11 protein-coding genes are annotated in these 13,753 nt (G+C 57.7%); 9 read left to right on the top strand and 2 right to left on the bottom strand.

All coding sequences use genetic code 11. From position 1 onward, the window contains the following. Positions 1 to 2 precede the first annotated feature (2 nt). From FFS28_RS19530 to FFS28_RS19520, 3 genes are read left to right on the top strand one after another with little or no spacing between them, the layout of a single operon-like run. The gene (locus tag FFS28_RS19530) at positions 3 to 1,448 is read left to right on the top strand and encodes a PTS fructose-like transporter subunit IIBC (protein WP_137903760.1); all 1,446 of its coding nucleotides are present in this window, start codon (positions 3 to 5) and stop codon (positions 1,446 to 1,448) included. Next, entirely contained in the window at positions 1,438 to 2,499 is a 1,062-nt protein-coding gene (locus tag FFS28_RS19525; RefSeq protein WP_137903759.1) for an aminopeptidase, read from the top strand. Before FFS28_RS19530 ends, FFS28_RS19525 begins: the two co-directional genes overlap by 11 nt. A 9-nt stretch (positions 2,500 to 2,508) precedes the next feature. Further along, positions 2,509 to 4,251 carry a putative frv operon regulatory protein gene (locus FFS28_RS19520; RefSeq protein ID WP_137903758.1) on the top strand — a complete coding sequence of 581 codons (1,743 nt, stop codon included), beginning with the start codon at positions 2,509 to 2,511 and terminating at the stop codon, positions 4,249 to 4,251. A 51-nt stretch (positions 4,252 to 4,302) separates the two neighbouring features. Here FFS28_RS19520 and FFS28_RS19515 read toward each other — a convergent pair whose 3' ends face one another. Then, positions 4,303 to 4,515: a YdgH/BhsA/McbA family protein gene (locus FFS28_RS19515; RefSeq protein ID WP_102892110.1), complete on the bottom strand. Its 213-nt coding sequence runs from the start codon at positions 4,513 to 4,515 to the stop codon at positions 4,303 to 4,305. Between the two features lie 115 nt (positions 4,516 to 4,630). Then, complete coding sequence (gene fdhD / locus FFS28_RS19510; RefSeq protein ID WP_042322655.1) at positions 4,631 to 5,467, bottom strand: formate dehydrogenase accessory sulfurtransferase FdhD; 837 nt, start codon at positions 5,465 to 5,467, stop codon at positions 4,631 to 4,633. Positions 5,468 to 5,848: 381 nt separating this feature from the next. Between fdhD and fdnG the strand changes: the two genes are divergently transcribed. The 6 genes from fdnG to FFS28_RS19480 all read left to right on the top strand — a co-directional run bounded on the left by fdnG (position 5,849) and on the right by FFS28_RS19480 (position 13,747). Beyond that, positions 5,849 to 8,899, top strand: coding sequence for a formate dehydrogenase-N subunit alpha (fdnG, locus tag FFS28_RS19505; protein WP_088209362.1), 3,051 nt, complete (start codon positions 5,849 to 5,851; stop codon positions 8,897 to 8,899). A gap of 12 nt (positions 8,900 to 8,911) precedes the next feature. Further along, the gene (gene fdxH / locus FFS28_RS19500; RefSeq protein ID WP_006179127.1) at positions 8,912 to 9,814 is read left to right on the top strand and encodes a formate dehydrogenase subunit beta; all 903 of its coding nucleotides are present in this window, start codon (positions 8,912 to 8,914) and stop codon (positions 9,812 to 9,814) included. Next, a complete protein-coding gene (fdoI, locus tag FFS28_RS19495; protein ID WP_006179126.1) occupies positions 9,811 to 10,446 on the top strand; it encodes a formate dehydrogenase cytochrome b556 subunit in 636 nt (211 codons plus the stop codon). Before fdxH ends, fdoI begins: the two co-directional genes overlap by 4 nt. Then, positions 10,443 to 11,372: a formate dehydrogenase accessory protein FdhE gene (gene fdhE, locus FFS28_RS19490; RefSeq protein ID WP_137903757.1), complete on the top strand. Its 930-nt coding sequence runs from the start codon at positions 10,443 to 10,445 to the stop codon at positions 11,370 to 11,372. The genes fdoI and fdhE overlap by 4 nt, the downstream gene beginning before the upstream one ends. Positions 11,373 to 11,546: 174 nt before the next feature. Then, positions 11,547 to 13,232 carry a ShlB/FhaC/HecB family hemolysin secretion/activation protein gene (locus tag FFS28_RS19485; RefSeq protein WP_137903756.1) on the top strand — a complete coding sequence of 562 codons (1,686 nt, stop codon included), beginning with the start codon at positions 11,547 to 11,549 and terminating at the stop codon, positions 13,230 to 13,232. Between the two features lie 2 nt (positions 13,233 to 13,234). Then, positions 13,235 to 13,747, top strand: coding sequence for a toxin-activating lysine-acyltransferase (locus FFS28_RS19480; protein ID WP_137903755.1), 513 nt, complete (start codon positions 13,235 to 13,237; stop codon positions 13,745 to 13,747). Positions 13,748 to 13,753 lie beyond the last annotated feature (6 nt).

Genomic DNA, 13,753 nt, shown 5'->3' with positions numbered 1-13,753 from the left:
CGATGGAAACGACGTTACGGCTTGTCGCCATTACTAACTGTCCGGCAGGCATTGCGCACACCTATATGGTGGCCGAGGCGCTGGAGCGAAAGGCGCGTGCTTTAGGGCATACCATTCAGGTTGAGACCCAGGGTTCCAGCGGGGTGGAAAATCATCTGAGCGATGAGGCGATCCGTGAAGCGGACTACGTGATTCTGGCAACCGGTCGTGGGCTTAGCGCCGACGATCGCGCCCGTTTTGCCGGGAAACAGGTTTTCCAGATCCCGATTTCACACGCGCTGAAGAATATCGACGCTATTTTTAACAACTTATCCACGCAATCGCAGCGGTTCACTGCCGATAGCGCCGTAAAGCTGGGCAAACAGGATGTGCAGAAAGGCAGCGTGATGAGCCACCTGATGGCGGGCGTCTCAGCCGCGCTGCCGTTTGTGATTGGCGGCGGTATTCTGGTGGCACTCGCTAATATGCTTGTCCAGCTTGGCCTGCCCTATACCGATATGGCGAAAGGTACGCCTTCGTTTGCCTGGGTGGTGGAGTCCATCGGTTATCTCGGCTTTACCTTTATGATCCCGATTATGGGCGCGTACATCGCCCTGTCGATTGGCGATAAACCGGCGTTCGCTCCGGCTTTTCTGGTGTGTTATCTGGCGAACGATAAAGGGCTGCTCGGCACGCAGTCCGGGGCGGGTTTCCTCGGGGCGGTCGTGCTGGGACTGGCTATCGGCTATTTCGTGCTGTGGTTTCGCAAGCTCAGGCTCGGCAAGGCGCTGCAGCCGCTGCTCGGCTCTATGCTGATCCCGTTTGTGACGCTTCTCGTCTTCGGTGTGCTGACTTACTACGCGATCGGCCCGTTGATGTCCGATCTGATGGGCGGCCTGCTGCACCTCCTCAATACCATTCCGCCGTCGATGAAGCTTGGCGCAGCGTTCCTCGTGGGCGCGATGCTGGCGTTTGACATGGGCGGCCCGGTCAATAAAACCGCGTGGTTTTTCTGCTTCTCGCTACTGGAAAAACACATCTACGACTGGTACGCCATCGTCGGCGTGGTCGCGCTGATGCCGCCCGTCGCGGCGGGCATCGCAACCTATCTTGCTCCCGGGCTTTTCACCCAGCAGGAGAAAGCGGCAGCCAGCAGCGCCATCGTGGTGGGTGCAACCGTAGCCACCGAACCGGCAATCCCCTACGCGCTGGCGGCGCCGCTGCCGATGCTTACCGCGAATACCCTCAGCGGCGGCATTGCGGGCATGCTGACCCTCTCGTTTGGCCTCCAGCGTCTCGCACCGGGGCTGGGCGTGTTTGACCCGCTGATTGGCCTGATGTCTCCGGCGGGCGCGTTCTATCTGGTGCTGGGCATCGGTCTGGCAATAAACATTACGTTAATAATCGTGTTAAAGGGCTGGTGGCTGAAGCGTAAAGCCGCCCGTCCGGAGGTTGCACATGAACATTGAGTTACTGAAATCGCTCTGCGATGCCAGCGCGGTCAGCGGCGATGAGCAGGAAGTCCGCACCATTCTGATCGACGCCCTGCACCACCATGCCGACGAAATCACCTTCGACGGGCTGGGCAGCGTCATCGCCCGCAAAGGTTCACGCGGGCCCAAAGTGGCTATCGTCGGGCATATGGACGAAGTGGGCTTTATGGTCACCCACATCACCGAGGCGGGGTTTATTCGGTTTGACACCGTCGGCGGCTGGTGGAGCCAGTCAATGCTTAACCATCGGGTCACCCTCCGCACCCGCGAAGGCAAGAAAATCCCGGGCATTATCGGGTCCGTTGCGCCCCATGCGCTGAGCGAAAAGCAAAAGCAGCAGCCGATGAATATTGAGGATATGTTTATCGATATTGGCGCGAACAGCCGCGAAGAGGTGGAAAAACTCGGCATTCGGATGGGTGATTTTGTCAGCCCCGAGGCCAACTTTGCCCGCTGGGGAGAGGACAAAATCGTCGCCAAAGCGCTGGATAACCGCGTGGGCTGCGCCCTGATGGCCGAATTGCTGATCGGCGTCAATAACCCTAACATCCGCCTGTACGGCGTGGGCAGCGTCGAGGAGGAGGTTGGTTTACGCGGGGCGCAAACCTCCGCAGAGTGCGTCAAACCCGACGTGGTGATCGTGCTTGATACCGCCGTCGCGGGCGATGTTCCCGGCATCGACGGCGTGAAATATCCGCTGAAAGTCGGCCACGGCCCCGGCGTGATGCTGTTCGATAAACGCTATTTTGCTAATCAGAAGCTGCTTGCTTTACTCAAACAGAGCGCGGAAAACGCGCAAGCACCGCTGCAGTTCAGCACCATGAAAACCGGCGCGACCGATGGCGGGCGTTATAACGTGATGGGCGGCGGCCGGCCAGTCGTCGCACTTTGCTTGCCGACACGTTATCTGCACGCCAACAGCGGTATGATCGCTGAAAAGGATTATGACGCGGCGCTGAAGATGGTGCATAACCTGCTGATGTCGCTGGATGACAGGCAGGTCGCCGCGCTCACGGATTTTCGCTAAGGATCGGTCATGCTCAACGAACGCCAGTTGGCCTTACTCAATGCGCTGGAGTCACAGCCCGCCGCGCCGGGCACGCTGGCGCAGCAAACCGGCGTTTCCGCCCGCACCATCCTGCGGGATATCGACTACATCAATTTTACCCTCGGCGGCAAGGCGCGGATCAGCGCCTCCGGCAGCGCGGTGTATCAGCTGGATATCATTGACAGGAAACAGTATTTCCAGCTTTTACAGCGTCATGATAATGATGACCGGTTGCTGGCGTTGCTGCTGATCCGCCCGGTCACGACCCGGGCGCAGCTGGCGGATGCGCTTAATCTTCCCGATGCCTGGATTGCGGAACGCCTGCCGCGACTCCGCCAGCGATACGCGCGCGCCTTTACCCTTGCCAGCAGGCCAGGCGCCGGGTACTTCGTCGACGTCGATCAGGACAAACGCATTATCCTGCTGGCGAACCTCTTCAAAAAAGATCCGCTGGTCTACCCGCTGCCGGGCATAAACCCGGCGGTCCTGGGCAGGCTGCACGCACGCTGCCAGATGCTCACGGCGTGGCCGGATATTCATGGCGACTATCTGGTCAGCGTCCTCCTGGCCGTTTACGCGCTGCGCCAGCACCCGATTCTTTCGGCCGGTTGCCCTGACACGGACGCGCTTGAAGCGTGCTGTGAACAGGCGGGGCTTTGGCCGGGGCCTGACGTCCTGAGCGTGTTGTCCCGCAGGCTGGACCGCTTACAGCACAGTGCAAATGCGATAACCCCGCAGTACGTCGCGGACCACCTCACCACCCTGGCCTCCCCCGTCCAGCCGCAGGCGATTGATGCGCAGCTCACGGACGAACTGACCGCGCATCTGAAAAGATGCGTTGCCATGCCAAACTGGTTTCCCGAAAGCCGGCCTGGCTCGATGAATCATCTCAAAGCGGCCTGGCCTGCGGCGTTTGATATGAGCGTGAAATTTATCAATCAGCTGCGAAAGGTAATGGATATACCGCTTATCGACAGCGATCTCCCTGGCCTCTATTTTGCCTGCGCGCTTGAGCGGCACCATAGCGAATGGACGCCAATCGTTTTACTTGCCGATCAAAACGCCATTGCGACCATCAATAAAATGGCCATAGAACGGGAGGTGATGAACTGCCGGGTGGTGGTGGTGCTCACGCCCGAGGCGCTGGCGGCAGTTCAGGACGAATGCCAGCCAGCCCTGATTGTGAATAACAGCCACTATTTGCTGGATGACAGCCAGCGAGACGTGCTGCCTATCCGCAATATCATTACCGCGGCGGGTATCGAGCAGATTAAAGATTTTCTCGCGTCGGCGTTTATCCGCCAGCAGCCCGACCGTTTTTTCCCACCTGAAGGTTCATTTCATTATACGAACGGCCCGGACGAAAGCTGGGACGAGGTCATCGCCGCCGTCACCACGCAGCTGTTTGTGAAAACCGCTATTACGCAGGATGAAGCCCTGCGCATCTGTCAGCGCGAGCGGGAAGGCGAGAATCTGGTGGTGAATCATGTGGCGATCCCCCACTGCTGGAGCGAGGTGCAACGCCCCTTTCGGGGATATTTTATTACGCTTGAACGCGCGATTCGGGTGAACGGTGAAAGCGTTATGCATGTGCTTATCGCCTGTGCCAGCGCGGAGAATCGACAAGAGCTGAAAATTTTTAGCTTTTTAGCGAGCGTGTTAAGCCGCCATTCGTCGCAGCGGATTGAGAGCGTGGGGCATTACGAGGGATTTATTGCGTTACTGCACTGAGAGAGGGAACCTGTCCCGGCTCCGAAGAGCCTGGGACAGCGGCTGTACGGCTTATTTGTTCAGTTCTGCCGTCATGTGTACGCGGTTACCGGTGAACGCCTGGGTGATTTTGTAAGAGGACGCGCCCGCTTCCTGAGCCTGTGCGGCGATTTTAGCTTCTGCACCATCAAGCGTAGAGGCGGTAGCCGTCACGGATTGTGCTGCGAATGAACCAAAAGAGGTAGCCAGAGCGATAACTGCGACAAAAGTTTTGATGCTGTTCATGTGTTTAAACCCTTTCATTAAGTTGTTTAGGTAAGGCACCGTGCCTTGATGAGATAAATAATAGACCTCATCCCGACCAACTAAAAGCGGAAGGATTTGCTCACATTATTCAAATTTATTGATTAACAAGTAGTCGCTGTTCATGGGTATAGATTGTGGCTCTTCCCGGCTTGCAGAACCCCACCAGCGTCAGGTTGCAGCGCTCCGCCACTTCCACTGCCAGCGTAGTGGCCGCCGATACGGCAAACAGAATTTCCACGCCGCACATCGCCGCTTTCTGCACCATCTCATAGCTTGCCCGGCTTGAGACCAGCGCGGCGCCCTGCTGCCAGACGTCGCTTTCGCGCGCCCGACGGCCCAACAGCTTGTCCAGCGCCACGTGGCGGCCCACGTCTTCATGTCCACCCGCAATTGTTCCGCACGGCAACACCCAGGCCGCCGCATGCGTACAGCCGCTCAGTTGCCCGATGGGCTGGACTGTGTTCAGTTGCTCCAGCGCCCTATCAAGGTGCGCCAAATCGAACGTTTGGGTGAACGGCAGCGGCGCGATGGGCTTGCCGATATCGTTGAGTTGTTCAACGCCACACACCCCGCAACCGGTGCGCCCGGCCAGCGCGCGACGGCGCTCTTTCAGCCCCATAAAGCGGCGGCTGGAAAGCTCGATCTGGACTTCCAGCCCGTTACAGGCCTGCACCACGTCCATGCCATAGATATCCTGCGGACGCGCAATAATGCCTTCCGACAGGGAAAACCCAATGGCGAACAGCTCGAGATCTTTCGGGGAGGCCATCATCACCACATGCGAAATTCCGTTGTACACCAGGGCAACGGGTACTTCTTCCGCCAGATAATCGGGCGTGGCATGGGTTATGTGGGGCGGTCTGTGTACCGACCGTTCCACAGTGCCAGCAGGCAGTGGTAACGCGTGGGCAGCACGGTTTTGTTTAAACACAACGGTATTCCTGAACAACCACAGAAGTGAGCCTGCTATTGCATCACAAACGGCAGGCCTTACGCATAGTATGGATCAACTTTTCATCACCCATTGCCCGTCAGTTTACCTACTCATTAGGGAGAGGCGCAATGCAGGCGCGGCTACACCTCTTTAACATAAATCGGGTGCCATGTGACATATATCACAATTTATAATCAATACAGTGATAATACGCTCACTTTGTTTTAACGCTATTGAAACAGGCTTACCGACATTGTGGTATTCTGACGATATCCCTCGTGGAACTGCGGGATTAACGCAAATTTTCACCTTTGCGGCGATTTTTTGACCGCAAAGCAAAACAATAAAGCAATGTCGAAATTAACGAAGGAGTGACCCATGCAGGTCAGCAGAAGGCAGTTCTTTAAGATCTGCGCTGGCGGTATGGCAGGCACTACGGCAGCGGCGCTGGGCTTTGCCCCGGGCGTAGCGCTGGCGGAAACACGGCAGTACAAACTGCTGCGCACCCGCGAAACCCGTAACACCTGCACGTATTGCTCCGTCGGCTGTGGGCTGTTGATGTATAGCCTCGGCGACGGTGCAAAAAACGCCAAAGCATCTATCTTCCACATCGAAGGCGACCCGGATCACCCGGTCAACCGTGGTGCGTTATGCCCGAAAGGGGCCGGTCTGGTGGACTTTATCCATTCAGAAAGCCGCCTCAAATACCCAGAATATCGCGCGCCCGGCTCCGACAAATGGCAGCAAATCAGCTGGGAAGAGGCGTTTGACCGCATCGCAAAACTGATGAAAGAAGATCGCGATGCCAACTTTATTCCTCAGAACGCCGAGGGCGTAACGGTTAACCGCTGGCTCTCTACCGGTATGCTGTGCGCATCTGCCTCCAGCAACGAAACCGGCTATTTAACCCAGAAATTCACGCGCGCACTCGGTATGCTCGCGGTCGACAACCAGGCGCGTGTCTGACACGGACCAACGGTAGCAAGTCTTGCTCCAACATTTGGTCGCGGTGCGATGACCAACCACTGGGTCGACATCAAGAACGCCAACCTTGTCGTGGTGATGGGCGGTAACGCCGCTGAAGCGCACCCTGTCGGGTTCCGCTGGGCGATGGAAGCCAAAATCCATAACGGCGCGAAATTGATTGTGATCGATCCCCGCTTTACGCGTACAGCGTCAGTGGCGGATTTCTACACCCCTATTCGTTCAGGTACTGACATCACTTTCCTGTCAGGCGTATTGCTGTACCTGATGACCAACGAAAAATATAACCGCGAGTACACCGAAGCCTATACCAACGCCAGCCTGATCGTGCGTGAGGATTACCACTTCGAAGATGGCCTGTTCAGCGGTTACGACGCCGAAAAACGCAAATACGACAAAACCAGCTGGAACTACGAGCTTGATGAGAACGGCTTTGCCAAGCGCGATAAGACCCTGCAACACCCGCGTTGCGTGTGGAACCTGCTGAAAGAGCACGTCTCCCGCTATACGCCAGAGGTGGTCGAAAACATCTGCGGAACGCCGAAAGCGGACTTCCTGAAGGTGTGCGAGCTGATCGCCGAAACCAGCGCGAAAGACAAAACCGCGTCGTTCCTGTACGCACTCGGCTGGACGCAGCACTCCATCGGCGCGCAGAACATCCGTACCATGGCGATGGTTCAGCTCCTGCTCGGCAATATGGGAATGGCAGGCGGCGGCGTGAACGCCCTGCGCGGTCACTCCAACATTCAGGGCCTGACCGACCTCGGCCTGCTGTCGCAGAGCCTGACCGGTTATATGAACCTGCCAAGCGAAAAACAGACGGATCTGCAAACCTACCTGACGGCCAGCACGCCAAAACCGCTGCTCGAAGGACAGGTGAACTACTGGGGCAACTATCCGAAGTTCTTCGTCTCGATGATGAAGGCGTTCTTCGGCGATAAAGCGACGGCGGAAAACAGCTGGGGCTTTGACTGGCTGCCGAAGTGGGACAAAGGCTACGACGTCCTTCAGTACTTCGAGATGATGCACCAGGGCAAGGTCAACGGCTACTTATGCCAGGGCTTTAACCCGGTCGCCTCGTTCCCGAACAAAAACAAGGTTGTTGAGTCGCTGTCGAAGCTGAAATTCCTGGTGACGATTGACCCGCTCAACACCGAGACGTCAACCTTCTGGCAAAACCACGGTGAATCGAACGACGTCGATCCGTCGAAGATCCAGACCGAAGTGTTCCGCCTGCCGTCTACCTGTTTTGCGGAAGAGAACGGTTCTATCGTCAACTCCGGACGCTGGCTGCAGTGGCACTGGAAAGGCGCGGACGCCCCGGGCATCGCCATGAACGACGGCGAGATCCTGGCCGGTATCTTCTTGCGCATGCGTAAGATGTACGCTGCTGAAGGCGGTGCGAACCCGGAACCGGTGCTGAACATGACCTGGAACTACTCGACGCCGGAGAACCCGTCGCCGGAAGAAGTGGCGATGGAGAGCAACGGTAAGGCGCTGGCAGACGTTATCGACCCGGCGACCGGCGCCGTGCTGGCGAAGAAAGGCGATCAGCTCAGTACCTTCGCGCACCTGCGCGACGACGGCACGACGTCCAGCGGCTGCTGGATCTTTGCCGGGAGCTGGACGCCAAAAGGCAACCAGATGGCCAACCGCGATAACGCCGACCCGTCGGGCCTCGGCAATACGCTGGGCTGGGCCTGGTCGTGGCCGTTGAACCGCCGCATCCTCTATAACCGTGCCTCCGCAGACCCGCAGGGTAATCCGTGGGATCCGAAGCGTCAGTTGCTGAAGTGGGACGGCGCGAAGTGGGGCGGCGTGGATATACCGGACTACAGCACCGCAGCACCAGGCAGCGATGTCGGGCCGTTTATCATGCAGCCTGAAGGGATGGGGCGTCTGTTCGCTATCGATAAGATGGCGGAAGGTCCGTTCCCGGAACACTACGAGCCGTTTGAAACGCCGCTGGGCACCAACCCGCTGCACCCGAACGTGGTCTCTAACCCGGCCGCGCGTATCTTCAAAGGCGACTTTGAAGCGCTGGGTAAAAAAGACAAGTTCCCGTACGTGGGCACCACTTACCGTCTGACCGAGCACTTCCACTACTGGACCAAGCACGCGCTGCTGAACGCCATTGCGCAGCCGGAGCAGTTTGTGGAGATCGGCGAGAAGCTGGCGAACAAGCTCGGCATCACCCATGGCGACACCGTGAAAGTCTCCTCCAACCGCGGCTATATCAAGGCCAAGGCGGTGGTGACCAAGCGTATTCGCACGCTGAACGTTCACGGTCAGGAAGTGGATACCATCGGCATCCCGATTCACTGGGGTTACGAGGGCGTGGCGAAGAAAGGGTTTATTGCGAACACCCTGACGCCGTTCGTCGGTGATGCGAACACGCAGACGCCGGAGTTTAAGGCCTTCCTCGTGAACGTGGAAAAGGTGTAACGGAGACGACCTATGGCTTATCAATCTCAAGACATTATCCGTCGTTCCGCGACTAACAGTTTCACGCCCGCGCCTCAGGCGCGGGACCACCAGCAGGAAGTGGCGAAGCTTATCGACGTGACCACCTGTATCGGCTGTAAAGCCTGTCAGGTGGCCTGTTCCGAGTGGAACGACATCCGTGACGAAGTGGGTCACAACGTCGGGGTGTACGATAACCCGGCGGATCTGACCGCCAAGTCCTGGACGGTGATGCGTTTCTCGGAAGTGGAGCAGAACGACAAGCTGGAATGGCTGATCCGCAAAGACGGCTGTATGCACTGCGCGGACCCGGGCTGCCTGAAGGCGTGCCCGTCGGAAGGGGCGATCATTCAGTATGCTAACGGCATCGTCGACTTCCAGTCCGAGCAGTGCATTGGCTGCGGCTACTGCATTGCGGGCTGTCCGTTCGACGTGCCGCGTCTGAACCCGGAAGACAACCGCGTCTATAAATGTACGCTGTGCGTTGACCGCGTGAACGTCGGCCAGGAACCGGCATGCGTGAAGACCTGCCCGACCGGTGCAATCCACTTTGGCTCCAAAGAGGATATGAAAACACTGGCGGCAGAACGCGTGGGCGAGCTGAAAACCCGTGGTTACGATAACGCAGGCCTGTACGATCCGTCCGGAGTGGGTGGGACGCACGTCATGTACGTACTGCACCACGCCGACAAGCCGAATCTGTATCACGGCCTGCCGGAGAATCCGGAAATCAGCGCTACCGTGAAGTTCTGGAAAGGCATCTGGAAACCGCTGGCAGCGGTCGGTTTTGCTGCTACCTTCGCCGCGAGCATCTTCCACTATGTCGGTGTCGGTCCGAACCGTGCGGAAGAGGAAGACGATAACCTGCATGAAGAGAAAGACGAGGTGCGCAAATGAAAAGACGTGACACCATCGTGCGCTATACCGCGCCGGAACGCATCAACCACTGGGTCACCGCCTTCTGCTTCATGCTGGCGGCGATAAGCGGGCTGGGATTCTTCTTCCCGTCCTTCAACTGGCTGATGCAGATCATGGGGACACCGCAGCTGGCGCGTATACTGCACCCGTTTGTTGGCGTCATCATGTTCGCGTCGTTCATCATCATGTTTTTCCGATACTGGCACCATAATCTAATCAATCGGGATGATATCTTTTGGGCGAAGAATATTCGTAAGATCGTCGTCAACGAGGAAGTGGGTGACACCGGGCGTTATAACTTCGGCCAGAAATGCGTATTCTGGGCGGCGATTATCTTCCTGGTCCTGTTGCTGGTCAGCGGCGTGATCATCTGGCGTCCGTATTTTGCGCCTGCTTTCTCAATCCCGGTGATCCGATTCGCGCTGATGTTGCATTCATTTGCCGCAGTGGCGTTAATTGTGGTTATCATGGTGCATATTTACGCCGCCCTTTGGGTTAAAGGCACCATTACCGCGATGGTGGAAGGATGGGTTACAAAGACGTGGGCGAAGAAACATCACCCGCGCTGGTACCGTGAAGTCCGCCAGAAACAGGAAAAGTCATCTGAATGAGTATTCGCATAATCCCGCAAGATGAGCTGGGTTCGAGCGAGAAACGCACGGCGGATTACATTCCGCCGTTGTTATTCCCCAGACTCAAGAACCTCTATAACCGCCGCGCAGAGCGTCTGCGCGAGCTGGCAGAGAATAACCCGCTGGGCGATTTTCTGCGTTTTGCCGCGCTCATCGCGCACGCGCAGGAAGTGGTGCTGTACGACCACCCGCTGCAAATCGACCTGACCGCGCGCATTAAAGAAGCCAATGCGCAGGGCAAACCGCCGCTGGATATTCACGTGCTGCCGCGTGATAAACACTGGCACAGGCTGCTGCATTCGCTGATTGCCGAGCTGAAGCCGGAGATGAGCGGCACCGCGCTGGCGGTGATTGAAAACCTGGAAAAAGCCTCTGACATGGAGCTGGAAGAGATGGCGAGCGCGCTGTTTGCTTCCGACTTCTCGCAGGTCAGCAGCGACAAAGCGCCGTTTATCTGGGCTGCGCTGTCGCTCTACTGGGCACAAATGGCAAGCCTGATCCCAGGCAAAGCCCGCGCCGAATACGGCGAAGCGCGTCAGTTCTGCCCGGTGTGCGGCTCAATGCCGGTCACCAGCATGGTGCAGATCGGTACCACCCAGGGGCTGCGCTACCTGCATTGCAACCTGTGTGAAACCGAGTGGCACGTGGTACGCATCAAATGCAGCAACTGCGAGCAGACCCGCGATCTCAACTACTGGTCGCTGGAAAATGAAGACGCGGCGGTGAAAGCCGAAAGCTGCGGCGACTGCGGGACGTACCTGAAGATTCTGTATCAGGAAAAAGACCCGAAAGTCGAAGCCGTGGCGGACGATCTCGCCTCGCTGATCCTGGACGCCAAAATGGAGCAGGAGGGCTTTGCCCGTAGCTCTATCAACCCGTTCCTGTTCCCGGGCGAAGGGGAGTAATCTCCTGTAGTGGCTCGTACTTTTGCGAGCCACGTTCCGTTTCCGCACTAATTCCCAGCCATTTCGCTCCATTTTCGGATTTCGTTTACCCCTCCTTACGTAGATAAATCGACCTTTCTTCGCCACTATTCCCGCCTTAACAAAACATGACAAACTGCAAGGGAATATGTCGAAATGGAATTTCGATTCTTAGCGCCCCTCACGCGCTTTTCGTTTAGCTGCGTTTTTCTCTGCCTCTCTTCCGCCGCCGCCGCCGCACCGGGCGACGAGCAATTTATCCTGCAACAGCATCGTCAACAGGCGCTGGAAACCCAGCTGACGCCACAAACACCCGACGTTCGTCTGCAAACCTCTGCGAAACGTGACGATAGCGGGGAGTTCGCCGCCGAAACGCCCTGCTTTACGATCCATGATGTCACGTTGGCTGGACATGACACGCTCCCGCACTGGGTGCCGCTACAGCGCATTGCCAATCAGGCCGTGGGTAAATGCCTGGGCGCACAGGGTATTAACCACGTCATGAGCCTGCTGCAAAACCGGCTTATCGCCCATGGCTGGACGACAGCACGCGTGCTGGCACCCGCGCAGGATGTAAAAAGCGGGCATTTAGCGCTGACCGTCATCCCAGGGAAAATCCGCCACGTCTCATTAACCGACAACAGCAGCCGCTGGCTGTGGCTTTACAGCGCCTTTCCGGCGCATGACGGTAATCTGCTGGATTTACGGGATATCGAACAGGGGCTGGAGAACCTCCAGCGTCTGCCCACCGTTCAGGTCGAGATGGATATCGTTCCGGCGGAACAGCCGGGCGAGAGTGATATTGTGATCACCCGCCAGCAGAGCAAGTTCTGGCGGCTGGGTCTGTCGCTTGATGATTCAGGCACCTCATCAACAGGCCGCTATCAGGGTGGGCTAACGCTCTCGCTGGATAACCCGCTGGCGCTGAGCGATCTCTTCTGGTTTTCCATTAATCATGACCTCCAGACCGGGCCGGAAAAAGGCAACCAGAACCTTAGCGCCCACTGGTCTGTCCCCGTGGGCTGGTGGGCATTTTCAGTCACAGGCAGCGATTACCACTATCACCAGACCGTGGCGGGGCTAAACGGCGATATTCGTTACAGCGGTAAAAGTCAGAGCCTGGTGGCGCAGGCCAGCCGCGTTCTGCACCGCAGCAGCGCGCAGAAAACCACGTTCACCTGGGACGTAGAGAGCCGGACAACGCAGAACTACATCAATGACACCGAGGTTGAGGTTCAGCGCCGTCACGTATCCTCCTGGAAGGCCGGGCTTCAGCATCGTCACTACATTGGCCCAGCCACGCTCGATGCGGGTATCAGCTATCAGCGCGGCACGCGGTGGTTTGGCGCCCAGCCCGCCCCCGAGGAGGTGTTCGAAGAAGCCACGGCGCTAAGCCGCATTCTTCGCACCGATGCACGCCTGAGCCTGCCGTTTGAACTGAGTACACAGCACTTCCGCTACGACGTGGCCTGGCAGCGTCAGACCAGCAACACGCCGCTCACCTCACAGGATCAGTTCTCCATTGGCGGGCGCTGGACGGTGCGCGGCTTTGACGGCGAACGCACGCTTAACGCCGACTGCGGCTGGCTGGTGCGAAACGATCTCTCCTGGCAGACCCCGCTTGCGGGAAGTGAATTTTATCTGGCTGCCGACTACGGCGAGGTTGCAGGCAAGGGAACAGAGTACCTCACGGGCAATCATCTGGCCGGTGGCGCAGCCGGCCTGCGCGGTGCGCTCTGGAAGGTGGGATACGACGCCTTCGCCGGCGTGCCGTTCTCCCGTCCTGACGGCTTTAAAACCAGCCCGGCGACCTTCGGCTTCAACCTGAATATGGATTTTTAACCATGCGCTATGGCGATTTGACGGTTCATTGTCCGCTACTCCACGCCGTGACGCTGAATGAAGCAGAAGTGCTTGGCGCGTCGGTCTGGCTCTGGATGCATTCACTCAACCACCGTGACGCGCCGCTGCACGTCCTGCCCGTGGTACTGCTGCCCATTATTAAACGCCAGCAGTACGTGCTGGTCGAGGAGAAAGGCCGCCCGGTCTTTTTCATGAGCTGGGCATGGATGAGTGAAGAAGCCGAACACCGCTATCTCACCCAATCGCCGGTTGTTCTCCCGGAAGAGGACTGGTGTAACGGCGATCGGATGTGGTTTCGCGATTTTATCGCGCCGTTTGGCCACGCTGAAGCCATGTTCCACCTTCTGCGCGAGGAGATTTTCCCTCATCAAATTGCCCGCGGACTCTGGCACCGGGGCGCGGAGAAAGGCCGTCGCATCAACACGTTTTATGGCAAACGGGTCACGCGCGATGCGCTGCTGAACTGGAAAAAGATGCATCCCCTGCACGGATAAAAATAA

Source organism: Enterobacter sp. 2VL (assembly GCF_005503595.1).
Lineage (GTDB): Bacteria > Pseudomonadota > Gammaproteobacteria > Enterobacterales > Enterobacteriaceae > Enterobacter > Enterobacter cancerogenus.
This window is presented reverse-complemented; position numbering and strand designations above follow the sequence as displayed.

Excerpts from the sequence above, each read along its gene's own strand:
- FFS28_RS19530 (WP_137903760.1), top strand. The coding sequence starts at position 3 with ATGGAAACGACGTTACGGCTTGTCGCCATTACTAACTGTCCGGCAGGC.
- FFS28_RS19525 (WP_137903759.1), top strand. The coding sequence starts at position 1,438 with ATGAACATTGAGTTACTGAAATCGCTCTGCGATGCCAGCGCGGTCAGC.
- FFS28_RS19520 (WP_137903758.1), top strand. The coding sequence starts at position 2,509 with ATGCTCAACGAACGCCAGTTGGCCTTACTCAATGCGCTGGAGTCACAG.
- FFS28_RS19515 (WP_102892110.1), bottom strand. The coding sequence starts at position 4,515 with ATGAACAGCATCAAAACTTTTGTCGCAGTTATCGCTCTGGCTACCTCT.
- fdxH (WP_006179127.1), top strand. The coding sequence starts at position 8,912 with ATGGCTTATCAATCTCAAGACATTATCCGTCGTTCCGCGACTAACAGT.
- fdoI (WP_006179126.1), top strand. The coding sequence starts at position 9,811 with ATGAAAAGACGTGACACCATCGTGCGCTATACCGCGCCGGAACGCATC.
- fdhE (WP_137903757.1), top strand. The coding sequence starts at position 10,443 with ATGAGTATTCGCATAATCCCGCAAGATGAGCTGGGTTCGAGCGAGAAA.
- FFS28_RS19485 (WP_137903756.1), top strand. The coding sequence starts at position 11,547 with ATGGAATTTCGATTCTTAGCGCCCCTCACGCGCTTTTCGTTTAGCTGC.
- FFS28_RS19480 (WP_137903755.1), top strand. The coding sequence starts at position 13,235 with ATGCGCTATGGCGATTTGACGGTTCATTGTCCGCTACTCCACGCCGTG.